The organism is Allobosea sp. GW822-FHT05A11, from assembly GCF_058800455.1.
On sequence record NZ_JBXAMI010000003.1, the window covers coordinates 712,200 to 730,525 of the forward strand.

The 18,326-nt window shown below is 63.7% G+C and carries 15 protein-coding genes; 4 read left to right on the plus strand and 11 right to left on the minus strand.

Translation table 11 applies throughout. The features are described from left to right. Nucleotides 1-12 precede the first annotated feature (12 nt). The 4 genes from fabG to AC1RLU_RS12995 form a co-directional block, all read right to left on the minus strand. Nucleotides 13-783, minus strand: coding sequence for a 3-oxoacyl-ACP reductase FabG (gene fabG, locus AC1RLU_RS12980; protein WP_492795992.1), 771 nt, complete (start codon nt 781-783; stop codon nt 13-15). Beyond that, on the minus strand, nt 783-2,513 hold the full coding sequence (locus AC1RLU_RS12985; protein ID WP_492795994.1) for an acetolactate synthase catalytic subunit: 1,731 nt from the start codon (nt 2,511-2,513) through the stop codon (nt 783-785). Before AC1RLU_RS12985 ends, fabG begins: the two co-directional genes overlap by 1 nt. Then, nucleotides 2,510-3,865, minus strand: a complete 1,356-nt coding sequence (locus AC1RLU_RS12990) for an aspartate aminotransferase family protein (RefSeq protein ID WP_492795996.1) — start codon at nt 3,863-3,865, stop codon at nt 2,510-2,512. The genes AC1RLU_RS12985 and AC1RLU_RS12990 overlap by 4 nt, the downstream gene beginning before the upstream one ends. Nucleotides 3,866-3,969: 104 nt before the next feature. Further along, nucleotides 3,970-4,656, minus strand: a complete 687-nt coding sequence (locus AC1RLU_RS12995) for a GntR family transcriptional regulator (protein ID WP_061971449.1) — start codon at nt 4,654-4,656, stop codon at nt 3,970-3,972. 171 nt (nt 4,657-4,827) lie between these two features. Between AC1RLU_RS12995 and AC1RLU_RS13000 the strand changes: the two genes are divergently transcribed. The 4 genes from AC1RLU_RS13000 to AC1RLU_RS13015 are packed head-to-tail and all read left to right on the plus strand — an operon-like array spanning nt 4,828 to nt 9,155. Then, nucleotides 4,828-5,961 carry an ABC transporter ATP-binding protein gene (locus tag AC1RLU_RS13000; protein ID WP_492796213.1) on the plus strand — a complete coding sequence of 378 codons (1,134 nt, stop codon included), beginning with the start codon at nt 4,828-4,830 and terminating at the stop codon, nt 5,959-5,961. Nucleotides 5,962-5,964: 3 nt separating this feature from the next. Beyond that, nucleotides 5,965-6,831 (plus strand): ABC transporter permease, encoded by an 867-nt coding sequence (locus AC1RLU_RS13005; RefSeq protein WP_492795998.1) that lies wholly within the window; start codon nt 5,965-5,967, stop codon nt 6,829-6,831. A 5-nt stretch (nt 6,832-6,836) separates the two neighbouring features. Next, on the plus strand, nt 6,837-7,679 hold the full coding sequence (locus tag AC1RLU_RS13010; RefSeq protein ID WP_492796215.1) for an ABC transporter permease: 843 nt from the start codon (nt 6,837-6,839) through the stop codon (nt 7,677-7,679). Nucleotides 7,680-7,703: 24 nt separating this feature from the next. Continuing rightward, the gene (locus AC1RLU_RS13015) at nt 7,704-9,155 is read left to right on the plus strand and encodes an NAD-dependent succinate-semialdehyde dehydrogenase (protein WP_492796000.1); all 1,452 of its coding nucleotides are present in this window, start codon (nt 7,704-7,706) and stop codon (nt 9,153-9,155) included. A 65-nt stretch (nt 9,156-9,220) separates the two neighbouring features. Here the strand turns inward: AC1RLU_RS13015 and AC1RLU_RS13020 are convergent, their stop codons facing one another. The 7 genes from AC1RLU_RS13020 to AC1RLU_RS13050 all read right to left on the minus strand — a co-directional run bounded on the left by AC1RLU_RS13020 (nt 9,221) and on the right by AC1RLU_RS13050 (nt 18,194). Continuing rightward, nucleotides 9,221-10,471 carry a serine hydrolase domain-containing protein gene (locus AC1RLU_RS13020; RefSeq protein WP_492796002.1) on the minus strand — a complete coding sequence of 417 codons (1,251 nt, stop codon included), beginning with the start codon at nt 10,469-10,471 and terminating at the stop codon, nt 9,221-9,223. Nucleotides 10,472-10,513: 42 nt separating this feature from the next. Beyond that, entirely contained in the window at nt 10,514-11,350 is an 837-nt protein-coding gene (locus tag AC1RLU_RS13025; protein ID WP_492796217.1) for an ABC transporter permease, read from the minus strand. Between the two features lie 32 nt (nt 11,351-11,382). Beyond that, the gene (locus tag AC1RLU_RS13030; protein WP_113584485.1) at nt 11,383-12,324 is read right to left on the minus strand and encodes an ABC transporter permease; all 942 of its coding nucleotides are present in this window, start codon (nt 12,322-12,324) and stop codon (nt 11,383-11,385) included. A 36-nt stretch (nt 12,325-12,360) separates the two neighbouring features. Further along, nucleotides 12,361-13,932, minus strand: coding sequence for an ABC transporter substrate-binding protein (locus AC1RLU_RS13035; RefSeq protein WP_091859888.1), 1,572 nt, complete (start codon nt 13,930-13,932; stop codon nt 12,361-12,363). Further along, nucleotides 13,904-14,917 (minus strand): hydroxymethylglutaryl-CoA lyase-like TIM-barrel protein, encoded by a 1,014-nt coding sequence (locus AC1RLU_RS13040; protein WP_492796004.1) that lies wholly within the window; start codon nt 14,915-14,917, stop codon nt 13,904-13,906. The genes AC1RLU_RS13035 and AC1RLU_RS13040 overlap by 29 nt, the downstream gene beginning before the upstream one ends. Continuing rightward, nucleotides 14,914-16,086, minus strand: a complete 1,173-nt coding sequence (locus AC1RLU_RS13045; RefSeq protein ID WP_492796005.1) for a CaiB/BaiF CoA transferase family protein — start codon at nt 16,084-16,086, stop codon at nt 14,914-14,916. Before AC1RLU_RS13045 ends, AC1RLU_RS13040 begins: the two co-directional genes overlap by 4 nt. A 155-nt stretch (nt 16,087-16,241) precedes the next feature. Beyond that, on the minus strand, nt 16,242-18,194 hold the full coding sequence (locus tag AC1RLU_RS13050; protein ID WP_492796007.1) for an aconitase family protein: 1,953 nt from the start codon (nt 18,192-18,194) through the stop codon (nt 16,242-16,244). Between the last annotated feature and the right edge of the window lie 132 nt (nt 18,195-18,326).

Below are 18,326 nucleotides of genomic sequence, written 5' to 3' on the forward strand. Positions count from 1 at the left end.
GCGGAGGAGCTTTCAGGACGGGGTGAATTCGCCGCCGTTGATGTCGAGGATCGCACCGTTCACGAACCCGGCTTCCGGCGCGCAGAGGAAGAGGACGGCGCGGGCGATGTCCTCCGGCCGGCCGAGCCGGGCGGACGGAATGCGCGACAACGCGGCCTGGTTGGCGGGAGCCGAGGGATCTCCGGTCATCTCCGTTACGATGCGGCCCGGCGCGATCGTGTTCGCAGTGATGCCGTGCCGCGCGTATTCGGAGACGATCGAACGCGAGAGGCCGGCCAGCGCTGCCTTGGAAGCGGCATAGCTCGCGCCTGCGATCCGCGGCTGCGTGCGCCCGGCGAGCGAGCCGATGAGCACGATCCGGCCATGCCGCCGCTCCGCCATGCCGGGCAGTACCGCCTGACAGCAGAGCAGCGCGCCGGTCAGGTTGACCGAGAGCACGTCGTTCCACTCCGCCAACGGGATTTCGGCGAGCGGTGCACGGCCCTCCTGGCGTTTCGGCGAGAAGCCGGCATTGCAGACGAGAGCCTGGACATGGCCGAGATGCGCCTCGACATCCCGGAAAAAGGCCGCGATGGCCGCGGGGTCACGAAGATCGAGCGTATCCGCGTGGATGGCGCTCCGATCGAAGCGCTGGCCGAGGCTTTCTGCTGCCTTCTCCACATTCGCCCGCTGCTGGCTGAACAGGGCGACCGCCCAGCCTCCTTCGAGAAATGCCTCGGCCGTGGCGAGGCCGATCCCCGAACTGCCTCCCGAAACGACCGCGACGGGACGAACCGGCTTCATCAGACGAGCTCCGCCTCTTGCGGCGCCTTGTCGAGCGTGCCGTCATAGAGCGAGATCGCCGGATGCGCGTCCGGATCGGTGGCGACCTCGATCAGGATCGGCCGGTCGCTCTGCAGTGCCGCACGCAGCGCGGGCAGGATCTCAGCCGCCTCCCGAACATGAACGCCCTCGCAGCCGCAGGCGCGCGCGATCGCAGCGTGATCGACCGGCGCGAAATGGCAAGCGGTTGTATAGCGACCGAACTTCACCGTCTCGGCATCCTTCTGATAACCAAGGACGCCGTTGTTCAGGACGATCACGGTCAGCGCGATGCCCATCCTGACCATCGTTTCGAGCTCGGCCCAGGAATGAGCGAAGCCGCCATCACCGACGAGCGCGACGACCTTCGACCCAGGGCGTGCGACCTTGGCTCCCATCGCCAGAGGCAAGCCCCAGCCCAGCCCGGCAAGACCGCGCGGCGTCAGAAAGCGCATGCCCGGTGCAAGGCCACGCAACTGCCCGACGATCCACATCGAGGAATAGCTCGCATCGGCGGCGACGATCATGTCGGGCGTCAGCAGGGTCTGCAGTTCGGCCATGACGCGCTCGGGCCGGATCGGGCTGGTATTGTGTCCCGTCGACGGTGCGCGGCGCTGGTCGAAGCTCTCCCACAACCCCATGATCCGTTGCTCCAGCGCGGGGCGAGCCTGCGTGCGGCGGCTCAGATCGACCTTGCGAAGGGCCTCCGTAAGCGCCCCCAGCGTCTCGGCTGCGTCGCCGACGAGGCGAAAGGCCTCGTAGTTGCGGCCGATCTCCTGAGGGTCGAGATCGATCTGGATCAGGCGCGCGGAGTTCGGCACCAGCCGCCAGCTGTCGGTGCCGTTCTGGTTGTTGCGCGTACCCACCTGAAGAATGAGATCGGCCTCTTGCAGCAGCTCGCGGCTTTGACGGCCCAGCGATGTCGGCCCGGTCAGCGCTCCGAGCACGCCGCAGGACAGGGGGTGATGCTCGTCGACGGCGCCCTTGCCCATATTGGTGGTGAAGACCGGCAGCCCGGCCAGATCCTGCAACGCGGCCAGCGCGGCCGGCGCGCCCTGCGAAAGCGCGCCGCCGCCCGCCATAACGACCGGGTTCCGCGCCTCGGCGATCAGCCTGGCGGCCTGCTCGATGGCCGCCTGGCCGGGGCGGACCCGATCGGCCGGGAACGTGCCGTAATTCGCCGAGCGAGCCACGGCTGACGCAGCGACCGGCTCACGCAGGAGATCGGCCGGCAACAGCAGGACCGCAGGGCCCGGACGCCCGCTCGCGGCCGCGATGAAGGCGGCGTCGACATAGTCATCGACGCGATCGGCCCCGCCGAGCCTGCGCGTCCATTTCGCGCAGGACGAGAACAGCGCGATGTGGTCCAACTCCTGGAAGGCGTTCTTGTCGACCTGATGCCGCTCGACCTCCTGGACGATGGCGACGATCGGGATGCTGGCCTTGAGCGCTTCGGCCAGGGGGGCCACGAGCAGCGTCGCCGCCGGTCCGTTCTGCGCGGCCACCACCGGCACGCGCCCCGAAATCCGGGCGTAGCCGTCGGCCATCGCCCCGCCCATGTTCTCCTGGCGATAGGCGATCTGGCGGATGCCGATGGCTTCCGCCGCGAGGATGACGGCAGAAGGGAGGCTCTGGCCGAAGATGACCTCGACGCCGTGGCGCTTGAGCGCGCGGGCGATCGCCTGGGCGACGGTTTCGGTCGGCTTGGTCATGCTGCAAGGCTTTCGATCAGGTCGCCGCGGGCGGCGAGGAAGGCATCGAACACCAAGACGACCTGGTCGACGTCATCGGTGGTCATCGGTGTCGAGAGGCAGGCCGCAGCGCCCACCGGCAGGATGATGCCGGCTTCGGCGAAGAAGCGGCTGAGTTCCCTGACCGCATGGGCCTGGGCAGCGTTCGGGGTCGCCTCGCGGAAGTCGTTCGGCAATGCCGCTTTCGGATGGATGCGGAACAGCGACGCCGCGCCCGAGACGCAGAACGGAGCGTGATGGCGCACGATGGCTGCGGTCAGCTCCTTCCGGAGCCTGTCGCCGAGATGTTCGAGACGGGCGAAGGCCGCCTGGTCGAGTGCCGTCATCGAGGCGAGGCCGGCGACCATCGAGAGCGGGTTGGCCGAGAAGGTGCCGCCCTGAGGCAGCAGCGGCTTGCCGCCGGAGGCGTCGAAGACGTTCATGACCTCGCGCCGTCCGGCGATCGCGCCGATCGGCAACCCGCCGCCGATGATCTTGCCCAGGGTGATCAGATCCGGCTTGAGCCCGTAGCGTGCCGCCGCACCCTGATAGCCCTGCCGGAAGCTCAGCACCTCGTCGGCGATGATCAGAATGCCGTGCTTGGCCGCGGCCCGCTGGATGGCCGCGACGAATTCCGGCTTCGGCGCGATCAGGCCGGCACGGCTCGGCATCGGGTCGAGGACGATCGCGGCAAGCCTGCCGGCATTGGCCGCGAGCAGCTTTTCGGCGAGTTCGGGACGGTTGAAGCGGAGCGTGACGACCTCTTCCAGAACCGAATCCGGCATGCCGCGATAATAGGGCACGGCGCTTGGCGCATCCTCGGCGCCCCAGTTGGCTGGCGTGCTGGACTGGCTGACCTCGACCCAGTCATAGGCGCCGTGATAGGCGCCCTCGATCTTGGCGATCGCCGGACGGCCCGTCGCGGCCCGGGCTGCCTTGATCGCAAACATCACGGCCTCGGAACCGGTATTCACGAAGCGGATCGTCTCGGCACCGGGCACGCGCCCGCAGATCAGTTCGGCGAGCTCGATCTCGGCCAGGGTCGGATTCGCAAAACAGGTCCCCGCCTGCAACTGGCGGGTGACGGCCTCGATCACCGGGCCGAACCGGTGGCCATGGATCAGGGTGGTGAAGTTGCCGTTGAGATCGAGAAAGCGGCGCCCGTCGAGATCGCGCAGATAAGCGCCTTCGCCGCTCTCCATGTAGCGCGGAACCGGGTCCCGCTCGATCGTGACCCGCGTCGTTCCGTCGACGAAAACCTTTCCTGCACGCTCGAACGCCAACGTCGAAGCGCTACCTACCGAATTATGTCCCTGGGGTGTCACTGCGGTCATTGCTCTCATGCATCCATGGGCCGCCATGCCGGCGGTTGGAGAGAGCTAGCCCGATATTGATGTTTGGTGCAACAAAAATATTTGCCGATGCCGGCGCTTCGTTCTCAGGCTTGAGAATCGATCTTGGCTTTCAGGCGCGCATAGCCGTCGCGAATGTCCTGCTCCATGGCGGCGCGCACCTTCGATCCGTCTCTGGCACGTAAGCCGTCGAGCGCGGACATGTGGTTCGAAACGCCCTGTCGATTGGTGGCGAAATGGGGATAAAGGCCGTTGAGAGACGGCCCAACCCGCAGCCAGAGCGATTCGATCATGCCGACCAGCCGCGGCCAGCCTGCCAGCCGGTAGATCAGAAAATGGAACTCGCGGTTGGCACGCAGCACTTCTCGATAATCGGCCGAGTCGAGGCCTGCGTTGATCTCGCCCTGCAGGCGCTCCAGTTCCGAGATATGGGGCGCTTCGACGTGGCCTACCGAGCGTTCCGCCGCCAACCCTTCCAAGGCAATCCGCGTCGCCGCAATCTCGTCGAGCGCCTCAAGGGTGAGTGAAGGCAGGACCACCGTCTTGGGACCTTCGTTGACGAGAGCCCCCTCCGACAAGAGACGGTTGATCGCGTCGCGGGCCGGTGTCGTGCTGACGCCCAGCGCGGCAGCGACGGACCTGACCGTCAGTTTCTCGTTGGGCGGAAACGAGCCGGCCACGATGATCTGCTTGAGCCGCTCGTAGGTGAGCTCACCGAGACTGGATTGCCTGACGATCGGTGAAACGACGCCTGCCAGCGGATGCTCCGACATGTGATCCTCGTGTTGTTGTCTGATGCGCCAAATAGCGAGACAGCCGCCATCCTACCAGACCCAGGAGTTGACAACCGATAAATGATACATCAAACGTCAAAATAGCGATAGCAGCCGGCAGGCCTTCGACCGCCAGCGCACTTACAGAAAATGATGGGGATCATGAACAGGATGTCGGAGAAGCACGCATTCTCGCCACCCGGGCAAGAGCCCTCGATCAAGGGTGAGGCGATCACCTTTACGGGCATCACCAAGCGATTCGGCTCCGTGATCGGCGTCGATCATATCGATCTTCAGGTCGAAGCGGGCGAGTTCCTGTCCCTGCTAGGCCCCTCCGGCTCCGGCAAGACGACGCTTCTGATGATGCTCGCGGGCTTCGAGACGCCGAGCTCGGGTTCGATCGCGCTCGGGGGACGGGATCTGACCCATGTGCCGCCGAACAAGCGCGGCATCGGCATGGTCTTCCAGCGCTATGCGCTGTTTCCCCATATGAGCGTCGCCCAGAACGTCGCATTCCCGCTGAAGATGCGCGGGCTCGGCAAGGACGAGATGGCGCCGCTGGTCGAGCAGGCCCTCGCGCGCGTCCGCCTTCAGGACTACGGCGCCCGCATGCCCGCCCAGCTCTCCGGCGGCCAGCAGCAGCGTGTCGCCGTCGCGCGGGCTCTCGTCTTCCAGCCGCCTGTCCTGCTGATGGACGAGCCGCTCGGCGCTCTCGACAAGAAGCTGCGCGAGGAGCTGCAGATCGAGATCAAGAAGCTGCATGAGAGCCTCGGCGTCACGATCATCTACGTGACGCATGACCAGGAAGAGGCGCTGACGATGTCCGACCGCATCGCGGTCATGGATCAGGGGCGGATCCAGCAGCTCGGCAGCCCCGTCTCGCTCTACCACGAGCCCGAGACCGGCTTCGTGGCGGACTTCATCGGCAAGATGAATTTCCTGAAGGGCGTCGTCACCGGCATCGGCGATCGCGAGGCGATCATCGAGGTTTCCGGACAGTCCATCGCCGTGCCCCGCTCGCAGTTTGGCGGGCGCGGCGACCTGACCACCGGCAGCCCGGTGCGCGTCGCGGCGAGGCCCGAGACCCTCAGCACGAGCCAGAGCCCGGATGGCGCGATCCCGGGAGAAATCGAGACATCCATCTTCCTCGGCTCGCATCGCACGCTGATCGTCCGGATGCAGGACGGCACGCAGCTTCAGATCCAAAGCTCGTCGGCCAGGGGCACAGACGATGCCGGCCTTCGCGGCCGGACTTTCGTCAGACTGTCACCCTCTTCGGTTCGCGTCTTCGCAGGCGAGGGTTGATCCATGGCGGCCGCTGCTACCGCTCCTTCCGATCGCTCCTTCGCCGGGCAGTTGTCCCGCCCGGTCTCGCTTGCACTGGCGCTGCCGCTCGTGCTCTTGCTGGGCCTCGCTTTTCTGCTTCCGGTCGCAAAACTCCTGATCGGCAGCGCCTTCACCCCCGGACCGACGGCGGAGCACTATCTGCGGATCGCACAGGAGCCGCTGTTCCTGCGCATCCTGCTGCGCACCGTCCAGACCGCGGCGATCGTGACGATTCTCGCCATCCTGCTCGGCTATCCGGTCGCCCTCGTGATGTCCCGGCTCGACGGGCGCGCGGCGATGCTGGTCGCGGCGTGCGTCCTGATCCCGCTCTGGACGAGCGTCCTGGTGCGCTCCTACGCCTGGATCGTGCTGTTGCAGCGAACCGGGGTGGTCAACAACGCGCTGATGAGCTGGGGCCTGATCGACCAGCCGCTCAGGCTGATCTACACGGACGGCGCGGTAGTCATCGCGATGACCCACGTGCTGATGCCCTATATGATCCTGCCGATCTTCTCGGCCTTGCGCTCGATCCCGCCGGAGCTCGATCGCGCAGCGCGCAATCTCGGCGCCGGGCCGTGGCGCAGCTTCATCGCCGTCACGCTGCCGCTGAGCCTGCCCGGCATTTATGCCGGCTGCATCATGGTCTTCATCCTGTCGCTGGGCTTCTACGTCACGCCAGCGCTGGTCGGAGGCCCGCAGAACCTGACGATCGCAACACTCATCGGCCAGCAGGTCACCGAATTGCTGAACTGGCCCTTCGCCGGGGCGCTCGCCGGCGTCTTGCTCGGCGTGACGCTCGGTCTCGTCGCCCTGTTCAGGCGGTTCCTCAATTTCGGGAAGGCGATCTGATGACGATGCCAATCTCGCAGCCGGCGGAGCCGGCAGTGTCTTTACGCCCGGTTTTCTCGCCCGCGTTCGGGCGCTGGTGCCTCAACGGCTTCGTCGGACTCGTCCTGATCTTCCTGCTGCTGCCGACCCTGCTCGTCATCCCGATGTCGCTGGGCGAGGCATCCTACATCCAGTTTCCGCCGCGCGGGCTGACGCTGAAATGGTATCAGGCCTACTTCGCCGATGCCGACTGGATGAGCGCGACCTGGTTCAGCTTGAGGATCGCCTTCGCGACGACCATCGCTGCGACGGTCATCGGTACCCTGGCTTCCTTCGCCCTGATCCGCGGCAACCTGCCGGGCGCCCGCGCCCTTCAGGCACTGACGCTGGCTCCCTTGATCGTACCGCACATCGTGCTCGCCGTGGCGCTCTATCTCGTCTTCGCTCCCATCGGCCTGACCGGCAATTTTCTTGGCTTCGCGGTCGCTCATACCATGCTGTCGGTGCCCTATGTGATGCTGACCGTTACGGCGGCGATGCAGCGGCTCGATCCAGCCCTGGAGCTCGCGGCCCTCAATTGCGGCGCCAGCCGCGCCCAGGCCTTCTGGCATGTCGTGCTGCCCAATATCGCGCCCGGCGTGGCCGCAGGGGCCGTCTTCGCCTTCCTCGCGTCCTTCGATGAGGCGACCGTCGCCTTCTTCATCTCCGGCATCGAAGGCAAGACGATCACGCGAAAGCTCTTCGAGGACATCGACTACAACCTGACGCCCGTCATCGCGGCGGCATCCACCGTGATGGTGGCGCTTTCGCTGGTGCTGATGGGCGGGGTCGAGTGGCTCCGCTCGCGCTCGGCGCAGACGAAGATCTGACCTCCCTCAATGTCGGCGAACACCATGCTTCAGCTCAACGACCCGTCACTTCTGAAGGCGCAATGCCATGTCGACGGCGCCTGGCTCGGCGCGGGCGTCGATGCCGTCGACAATCCCGCGACCGGGGAGATCCTGGCCAAGGTGCCACGCTTCGGCGCCGACGAGACGACCGCCGCCGTCGAGGCCGCACAACGCGCCTTCAAGCCCTGGGCGAAGAAGACCGCCAAGGAGCGTTCGACGATCCTGCGCAAATGGTTCGAGCTGATCATGGCGAACCAGGAGGACCTGGCGCAGATCATGACGGCCGAGCAGGGCAAGCCGCTGGCCGAGGCGCGCGGCGAGGTCTCCTACGCCGCCTCCTTCGTCGAGTTCTATGCCGAGGAAGCCAAGCGCATCTACGGCGAGACGATTCCCTCGCCCTTCCCGGGCTCGCGCATCATCGTGCAGAAGCAGCCGGTGGGCGTCTGCGCCGCGATCACGCCCTGGAACTTCCCGGCGGCGATGATCACCCGCAAATGCGCGCCGGGGCTTGCCGCCGGCTGTACCTTCGTGGTCAAGCCCGCGCCGGATACGCCGCTGACGGCGCTAGCGCTGATGGAGCTGGCCACCCGCGCCGGCTTCCCCAAGGGGGTCATCAACATCGTCACCGGTGATGCCCAGGCCATCGGCGGCGTCATGACCAGCCATCCGGCAGTGCGCTTCATCGGCTTCACCGGCTCGACCCCGGTCGGCAAGCTCCTGATGCAGCAGGCTGCTTCCACCGTGAAGAAGGTCGGCCTCGAACTCGGCGGCAACGCGCCCTTCATCGTCTTCGACGATGCCGATATCGACGCCGCCGTGCAGGGCGCCATCGCGGCCAAGTTCCGCAACATGGGCCAGACCTGCGTCTGCACCAACCGCCTCTTCGTGCAGGCGGGCGTGCATGACGAGTTCGTGGCGAAGTTCGCCGGCGAGGTCGCCAGGCTCAAGGTCGGCAACGGCACCGAGGTCGGCGTCGTGCAGGGGCCGCTGATCAACGCGAAGGCGATCGAGAAGGTCGAGCGCCATGTCGCGGACGCCGTCGCCAACGGCGCCAGGGTGGTCGTCGGCGGGCGCCGCCATGCGCTGGGCCGCAGCTTCTTCGAGCCCACGGTGCTTTCGGGCGTCACCACCAGGATGCTGGTGACCAACGAGGAGACCTTCGGCCCGGTCGCCCCGGTCTATCGCTTCTCGACCGAGGACGAGGTCGTCGCAATGGCCAACGACACCCCCTTCGGCCTGGCTGCCTATTTCTACACGAGGGACCTCGGCCGCGCCTTCCGAGTCGCCGAAGAGCTCGAATACGGCATGGTCGGGATCAACGCCGCGATGCTCGGCACCGAGGTCGCGCCCTTCGGCGGCGTCAAGGAATCCGGCCTCGGCCGAGAGGGCTCCCTCCACGGCATCGAGGAATTCGTCGAAATCAAATACATGCTCATGGGAGGAATTGGCGGATAAGTGCTCAAAGTGGACTATTGCAGGCGTCCGCTTTCGGGCAGACCGCTAAGGTCAGCTTGTGGCGCCTAAGCAACCGCATCCATCAGCGCTGCAAACAGGGTGGCGTCGGCATGGCGACCACGGCCGTTCGGCCCCTGGCTATCGTTCCAGGCCGCCCATTTCACGATGACGATCCCTTCGATCGGACTGATCGAAATCGACTGTCCCGCGTTGCCGAGTGCGTAGAACATCGAGTCCGCTCCGCGCAGCGGCAACGGGTCAGCGAAGGGCGTCTCTGGATCGACGGCCCCCGCGCGAACCGAGTTCACGCCTTGGGCAGCGTGCAGCCACCATTGGAAACCATATGGCGCGCGTTCCCTCAGCGAAGCCCCGGAGGGTTTGGTCGCTTCCGACAGCCACCAGGATGGCAGGATTTGGGTCGTTCCAATCGAGCCGCCTTCCAGGATGAATTGCCCAAATCGTGCATAGTCACGCAACGTGGCCCCGATGCCTGAAGCCGTGAATGTCGTGCCGCCATCGGCTTCCGTATTCCAGAAGCCATCAGCTTCCATGCTGAACGGCTTCCAGATCTTCTCCGAGAGGTAGGCGGCCGGGCGTTTTCCTGTCGCCCGTTCGACGATGATGCCGCACAGGATGGAGTCCAGAGACGAATAATAGAAGACGCTGCCGGGAGGTGTCGTCTGCTTGGGTACGCGATTAGCCACCTTGTCGAGCAGGCGTAGGAAGGAGCCGACTTCGCGCCCGACGGTACACGCCTGAAGGGTGTAGACGTCCGCATTGGGGTCTTTGTAGTCTTCGATAAAGGGTACGCCGGAGACCATCTGGAGGGCATGGCGCAGGCTGACGCCATCGTAGAGGCTGCCTTTCAGCTCCGGCACATATTTGGAAACAAGATCGTCCACGGAATCGATTGCGCCGTCTTGGATGGCAGCCCCGACCAGCGTCGACGTGAAGGACTTGGCCATCGAGCGCGATGCCCAGCGCGTCGAGGCGTCGTTGCCGTGGGCATACTTCTCTAGGACGATCTTCCCGCGCTTCAGCATGATCAATCCGGTCGTCTGATTGTCATCGAAGTAGTCGTCGAGCGTCAGCCGCTTGCCTTCGTAGGTATAGGTGGCATCGATGCTCCCCACCGTTTCAAGTGAACGAACATGATCTCCCGCCGGAACGACATCGCACGGAAACAGGTGATGCATGTTCCGGTGCGCGATGAACTTCTCGGCGGTTGTCCATCTCAGCTGATCTTCGGGCTTCGGCAACGCAACCTGGTCCTGCGGCAGGACCGGCGTGAGCTCGCGCTGGGCGATACGGGACATGGAGCGTTTCCTCAGCTGGAAGTTTCGGCTTTTGGTTCTGACCTACAGGTCTTTCGCCATTCTCGGGTCGAGCGCTTCCCTGAGGCCGTCGCCGAGCAGATTCACGCTAAGCACGCAGAGCGACAGGAAGAGCGCGGGGAAAAGCAGCATCGTGGGCCGGATCTGCCAGAATGTCCGGGCATCGGCGATGATGTTGCCCCAGCTCGGAATGATGGGAGGCAGGCCAGCCCCGATGAAGGAGAGGATCGACTCCGCGATCATGGCCGCCGCGCAGACATAGGTCGCCTGGACGGATAGCGGCGCGATGGTGTTCGGAAAGATATGCCTGATCGCAATCCGGGTCGTGCTGGCTCCCGCTACGATAGCCGCATCGATGTAAGGCTCTTCGCGGATCGAAAGAACGACGCTGCGCACAAGGCGCGATGTCCGTGGAATCTCGGCGATCGTTATGGCGACGATCACAGTCAGAAGAGAGCCTCGGATCAGCGCGACGATCGCGATCGCGAGCAAGATCGAGGGAATGGACATCATTCCATCCATGATGCGCATGATGATCGCATCGAACCTACGAACGAACCCCGACATCGTCCCGATGATCACGCCGCACACGGACGCGAAGAAGGCGACTGACAGGCCCACGATCAGAGAGACGCGGCTGCCGTAGATCACCCGCGAATAGATATCGCGGCCGAGCATATCGGTGCCAAACCAGAACTCCGCCGATGGAGGTTTCAGTCGATTGGCGGGATTGAGCTGCGCGGGATCGACGGTTCCCAGGAACGGCGCGAAGATTGCGATCAAGGCCAAGACGATGAGCAGCGCGCTCGGAAATGCGATCAGCGTGTTGCGGCTCATATAGCGCAGCAGCCGACTGCCCATGGTGCGCCGAGCCGCCAGGGGAAGGGTCATGGTCAATAGCTGATCCTCGGATCGAACACCGTGTAGAGCAGGTCGACGATGAGATTCACGAGGACGTAGCTCGCCGAGAAGATCAGGACGACGGCCTGGATGACGGGATAGTCCCGCCCCATGATTGCATCGATCGTCAGGCGACCGAGCCCTGGGAGGGCGAAGACGCTTTCGGCCACGACCGAACCGCCGATCAGCAGGGCCACGCCTGTGCCCACCACCGTCACGATCGGAACAGCGGCATTCTTGAGCGCATGTCCGAATAGCAATGACCGGTCAGCGACACCCTTTGCCCTGGCCGTGCGGATGTAGTCCCGCGACATCGTCTCAAGCATCGTCGCGCGCGTGATCCGGGCGATGAGCGAGATATAGACCAGGCTTAGAGCGAGAGACGGAAGGATGATCCCGCGGAGCCAGGGCAGGACGCCGTTCTCGATGCGCGTGTAACCCTGAACGGGAAACCATGATAGCTGCAGACCGAATGTGTAGGCGAGAAGGTATCCGGTGACGAAAACCGGTAGCGAGAAGCCCCCGACGCAAAGGATCATGACGGCTCGATCGATAAAGGATCCCCGTTTCCAGGCGGAGAGAACGCCCAGCGGCACGGCGACGCTCACCGATATGACGAGGGTCGCAAGCATCAGCGAAACGGTCGGCTGAATGCGCTGGGCGATCAGATTGCTCACCGGCGCGCCGCTGAGCACGGACTTGCCGAAATCTCCCTGCAGGACGTCCCAGAGCCAATGTCCGAACCGGACGTAGATCGGCAAATCCAGACCAAGCTGCTGGCGTATGCGCTCCACGACCGCCGGCGTAGCCTGATCGCCGGCGATCATGAGCGCAGGGTCACCCGGTGTGATGTAGAGCAGGCCGAAGATCAGCACTGCCACGATCAGCATCACCGGGATCGTGGAAAGGCATCGCTTTCCAATATAGAGCATCATCTCGCGAGGAGCCTGTTATCACTGTGCTGTGACGGGCTAAGCCCGTTTCACGCCCCAGAATTTTGCGAAGCCCGGCGCGAACCCCTGGAGGTTAGAGCGTGCCAGGCCAGGCGCCTGGACCTCACCGATCGGGACGTATGGCACGTCTTTCCAGGCCTGAAGCTGGATTTGGGCCGCGATTTCTTTCTGAGCGGCGACGTCGGTCGAGTTGAACCACTCTTCGGTCAACTGTTCGATGCGGGGGCTGTCGGGCCAGCCAAACCAGCCCTCGCGGCCATTTGCACGCGCCAGGAAATTCGTCGCCGGATCGAGGAAGTACTCGGAGTCCGCCCCGACGAAGAAGCATGCCCAGCCGCCCTTATCCGGCGGCTCCATGCTTGCCCGGCGCTGCGAAACGGTTCCCCAATCCAGGGACTGGAAGTCGACGTTCAGCCCCATCTTTTTGAAGGTGCTTTCCGCGACCTGGCTGGCGGCCAGATTGCGCGGGGTGTCCGAGCCGACGAGCATCACCATCCGCTCGCCCTTGTAGCCCGCGGCGGCTAATTCGCTCTTGATCTTGTCGAAATCGGTCCTGCCGCGGAAAGCCTCCTTGATACCAGCGTCGGTCTTCATGGAGCCCAGATAAAGCCCGATATCGTCGCGCCACTCGCCACCCCCGCCGACCGCTTGCATGATCGACTTCCGATCGATGCAGCTGAGCAGGATTCGCCGAATTTCAGGGTTGTTGAAAGGCGGATAGAGGTGGTTGAGCCTGAGGAACATGACCTGGCCGCCGGCCGGCACGATCTTCATGTTCGGATTGCCCTGCACGATCGGCAGGAAGTCCGGCAGCGGGGATTCCCACCAGTCCATTTCGCCGCTTTGGATCGCCGCGAGCGCGGTGGATCCGTCCGGGATGACATGCCACTCGACGCGGTCAAAATGCACGTTCTTGGGGCCGGAGCTGAAGCCGACCTCGCCGCCCGAGCGGGGTGTGTACTTCTTGAACTTCTCGTAGGCGATGAGAGCGCCGGGGCTGTAATCCTTCGCGACGAAGGAGAAAGGCCCGCTGCCGACGACCTCGGTCACCGCCTTGGACGGGTCCGTCGAAGCATGGCGCTCCGGCATGATCACAGCGATGTTGGAGCCGACTTTACCCAGCGCTGCCGGCAGGAGCGCGAACGGACGCTTCAGGCGGAACCGCACCGTCTTGTCATCGACGGCAAGCAACTCGTTGGTTCGGCTGAACAGGGTCTTGCCGAATGTGTCGCGCTTGCTCCATCGATTCAGGCTGGCGACGACGTCCTTGGCGCGCACCGGCTCGCCGTCATGGAAGAACAGCCCGTCGCGCAGCTTGATCGTCCAGTCCAGGCCGTCGGCCGAAACCTCGTGACCTTCCGCCATTTGCGGCTGCGGCGCGAAATTGCTGTCGAGCCCGTACAGCGTGTCATAGACCATGAAACCATGGAGACGCGTAGGAGCCGACGTGTTTGCGATCGGATCGAGGATCGCAAGACTGGCGCCGGGAATGAACTTCAACACCGAAGCCGGCTGAGCAATAGCGAACCGGGGCAAGCTCGCAGCGGCAGACGCAGCCAGGCTACCTTGCAGGAATGTACGTCTCTTCATCGCGTCCTCCCTGGACTTGGGCTTGTTGTTGGCGGTTCTCGCCCTTGGCCCATTGAATGTTTTTTGGAACGCCGGCGCGTGCGATGGCGCCATAGAGCTGCTCCGCCGGCATGGCAGCTTGCTGGATGCGGCGAACGTCGGTCAGAGCATGGAGGTCGATGCCTGTTCGATAGCCCTTCGTTTCGCAGAGAAAGACGAGGTCCTCGAAGACCGCGTTGCCCGTCGCACCGGGCGCAAACGGGCAGCCACCCAGGCCGCCAAGCGAACCGTCCAGAATCCGGCATCCTGCATCGAGCGCGGCAGATGCGTTTGCGATTGCCATCCCACGCGTATCGTGCAGGTGAACGGAGAAGCGACCCGAGCCAACAAGCAGGTGGACCGCTTTCGAAAGCTCAAACACCTGATCCGGGCCGGCAAAGCCGACCGTATCCGCGATCCCCACCAGATCCGCGCCTGCCTCGAGGCATCGCTCGACCAGGTTGAGGACTTCCTCGGATTTGACGTCCCCGGCGATCGAGCATCCGCACGCCATCGCGATGCCGACCGAGACGAGAGCCCGGTGCCCGGTCGCGTTACGCTTGGCGACGGCGCCTCGTACGAGATCGATGGCTTCGGAACGCGAGCGGCGGATATTCGCCTGGCTGTGTTCCTCCGTCGCCGAGACGACACAGGCAATTTCGGCGACGTCCGTCGTAAACGCATCGTCGATGCCACGCTCATTCAGTACGAGCGCGGAAGCGTGGAGTTTTGGCCGGGTCCGGAAGAACTCCAGCAGCCCAGGCAAGTCAGCGAACTGGGGAAAGCGGCTGGCGGGCAGGAAAGATCCGACCTCGAAATGCGTGACGCCGGCCGCGCATTCCTGAGCAAGCCAATCCAGCTTCTGGTCCGTAGATGGCCATGCTTTGACGAGCTGGAGTCCGTCGCGCAGGCCGACTTCGCGAAGAACGACCCGATCGGTCGGATAGGCTGCTTCCACCGGCATCACATCGTCTCGCCGTTGGCAGTTGCGCGGGATTGAGAGCGCCGGGCTTTCAGCTCGGCCAGCACTTCTTCGGTGTGCTCACCAATCTTCGGCGGATCGCGTCGCTTTTGAAGGCGCGTTCCGTCGAACGAAAAAGGCAATGCGGGCGTCTTGACCTGATGACCTCCATCAGTGGTCAGGTCCATCAACCCGCCCGACGCATTGAGATGAGGGTCGTCGAACAGATCGCCGGGTGTGTTTACCGGTGCGAACGGCAGCCCGAGCTTTTCCAGAATCTGGCTGATCTCTTCGCTGTCGTATCGAGCAACGATGTCCCTGATCTCGGGAATGATCCAACTGCGGTTATCGACGCGCCCCTGACTGGTCGCAAGGCGCGGGTCGCTCAACCAACCTTTTCGATCGAAGGCCTCGCAGAAACCGACCCAGTGCTCCTCGCCGACGATCGAAACAAAGATCTTCTCGCCGCCCTTGGTGTCGAAAAGATCATAGACCGGCCAGGGGGCCTCCTTCACCGACCATGGTTGAGAGCGCTCCCCTGTGACGCTTTCGAACATCATGGCTTGGGCCATGAGGAAGACGTTGTTCTCGAACAGAGCGCTCTGGATGTAAGTCCCCATGCCCGTCTTCGCGCGCTGCGCCAGAGCTGCCTGGATCGCGATGACCCCGAACATTCCGCCCATGATGTCATTGACCGACGCGCCCGCGCGCATCGGCCGGCCGGGAAGACCGGTCATATAGGCAAGCCCGCCCATCATCTGAACGACCTCGTCCAGCGCCAAGCGGTTCTCGTAAGGCCCGGGCAGATAGCCCTTGAGCGAGCAGTAGATGAGCCGCGGGGCTTCCGGCGCCAAAGTCCCATAGTCCAGCCCGAAGCGCCCGAGGAGGCCGGGGCGGAAGTTCTCGATGAGGACGTCAGCACCCAGAACCAGCTGCTTGGCTGTCTGCCGGCCCTCGGGAGTGGCAGTGTCGATCACGACGCTGCGCTTGTTGCGGCTGTAGGTGTTGAAGAAGCCTGAGGCTACGCCCTTGAAGAAGCGTGTCCTGTCGCCCTTGGGCGGCTCCACCTTGATCACGTCGGCGCCGAGATCGGCGAGGATCATTCCGCAGGATGGCCCCATGACCATCTGCGAGAACTCAACGACGCGGACCCCCTCCAAAGGCAGTTGGCTCATGTCACGCGGCCTTTGAAAGGGCAGGACGCAGCAGCCAAACCACGGCCGTTCGCCGTGCCTCGATACGCTCCGCCAGTGAGAGCAACTTTCATAACCACCCTAGTCCAGTTTTTTGTAATTTATGAATTCAAATTACAAAATCTGCATTTCGAATGTCAATGAGATTCAGGCCGTCCAGGACCGGACCGGATGTCGTCGAAGCTGGCGATCTGGCCGGCGATTGCACTAGCAGCGACGGTAAAAGGGCTGGCGAGCCAAACCTGCCCCGGACCTGACCGGCCAGAGAAGTTGCGGTTGATCGCGGAGATCGTCACTTGATCGCGCGCCGTTGAAGACCCAGGGCCGCAGTTCGCGCATGCTCCGCAGGCAGGCTGCATGAGCTCAGCGCCTACTGCGCGGAAGGCGTCGAGATATCCTTTCGCCTCGCAGTAGTCCCGGACGTCGATCGTTCCGAACTGCAGGATCAGGGTGACGCCTGGTGCCACCTTCATTCCCCTGGCGGCCGCCCAGGCGAGAACCTCGTGGTAATTGTCGAAGTCCTCGCGCTTTCCAGCGGTGCACGAACCGCCATATGCGATATCGATAGTCACCGGTGCCGTCAGTTTCGACAGGTCAACGCCGTTGCCGGGATCTCCTGGCTTCGCCACCATCGGTGCCATGGCGGAAACATCCAGGACAATGCGCTCCGCATACTTGGCGCCCGGATCGCTTCGCATCCAATCCTCGACGACGAAATCGACGCCTCTGCGTTCCCGGATGAAGCGCACCGTCTCGTCGTCCGGCGCGACCAGCCCTGCGAACCCGCCCAGTTCAGCGACCATGTTCGTCAGTGTTGCGCGCTCATCGACCGACATTCCGGCAACCGCTGGGCCTGCAAACTCGAAGGCCCGTCCCACACCTGCGCCTGACCGGATCGCCGGCAACGCCAATAGGTGCAGGACAACATCCTTGGCAGTCACACCACGTGGCCTGTCACCTTCCAGCCAGATCAGGATGCTCTCGGGCATTGCCATCCGGACGGCGCCGGTAACGAAGCTGTTGGCAATATCCGTCGTCCCTACCCCGAAGGCGACGCATCCGAGAGCGCCCGAATGCGGCGTGTGGGAATCCGTACCGACGATCAGCTCTCCCGGCAGAGCGTAGCGCTCAGCCATCAGGGCATGCGAGATGCCCTCCGAGCCCGGTCCGTCGTTCAGATAGCCATGATGGCGAAGGCCGTGCTCCTCGACGAATGCACGATGCGCAGACGACAACTCCCGGATCTGCGGCATGAGGTGACGATGAGCCGGGCTCAGGTGGGTGTACGAGTAGTGATCTTCGAAAACCAGGATCGATGACGGGTCGCTCAGCCTGAGAGCCTGCCCGAACTCGCGGTGGAGCATGTGCCGGGCCATGGCGGTGTAGATGTCATGGATAAATCGGACATCGGCGCGCACGAAGCCGCTATCGCCAATTTCCCGGACTGCCGGCGTATCCATCGTGCTAATCGCATGACGACGCACGATCTTCTCGAAGAGCGTGCGTGGAGCAGGGTCAGACGGGACCTCCACCGCCTCGATGGGCGCAAGCTTTTGACGCCCGTAGCCGAGCAGGCCTCCGGCACGGAGAATGGACTGGGCAAGCGGGTCCCGCCCAGTCAGCAATTCGTCAACTGAGATCGCCTCGCCGGCTTGAATGCGCCCGATCAACGAAAAATCAGTCGACGTAAACAATCCGACATTGTCGGCGTTCTGACGGTAGATCCGCTCGAAGCTTTCGGCAATCACGAGCCGGATGCCGGCCATACGCTCGGCAACCGGCGAATGCTCGCGGGACGATCCTTTGCCGTATCGGCCGCCGGCGACAATCGTGGAGAACCCGCCATTTTTCAGCGCTCCCAACGCGATCGGATTCTCGTCACCAGCCTTGAAACCGATATGCGCATGCGATGCCAAACGTTCGTCGAAGAACGCTAACGACGGAATCGGCGTAATCTCGTCGGTCGAGATTTCCGAACGCAACGGGCGGCAATCCTCGATAGTGAGATCCTTCCCGCCGAGCTGCTGTCTGACGCGGCCGGGATCGCACGACAAGAATAGAACGCGACGCCCAAGATCCAGATTGGTCATTGTCTGGCTGTCCCGATCATCGGTGTTCCGGCTTCCACCCGCGAGATGCTTTTCCAGATTTCGGCATCGCCTTACAAAAATGCTTATCTGCTATTTTTGTAATTTGTAGCAAAAAATGACAAAATGATGATC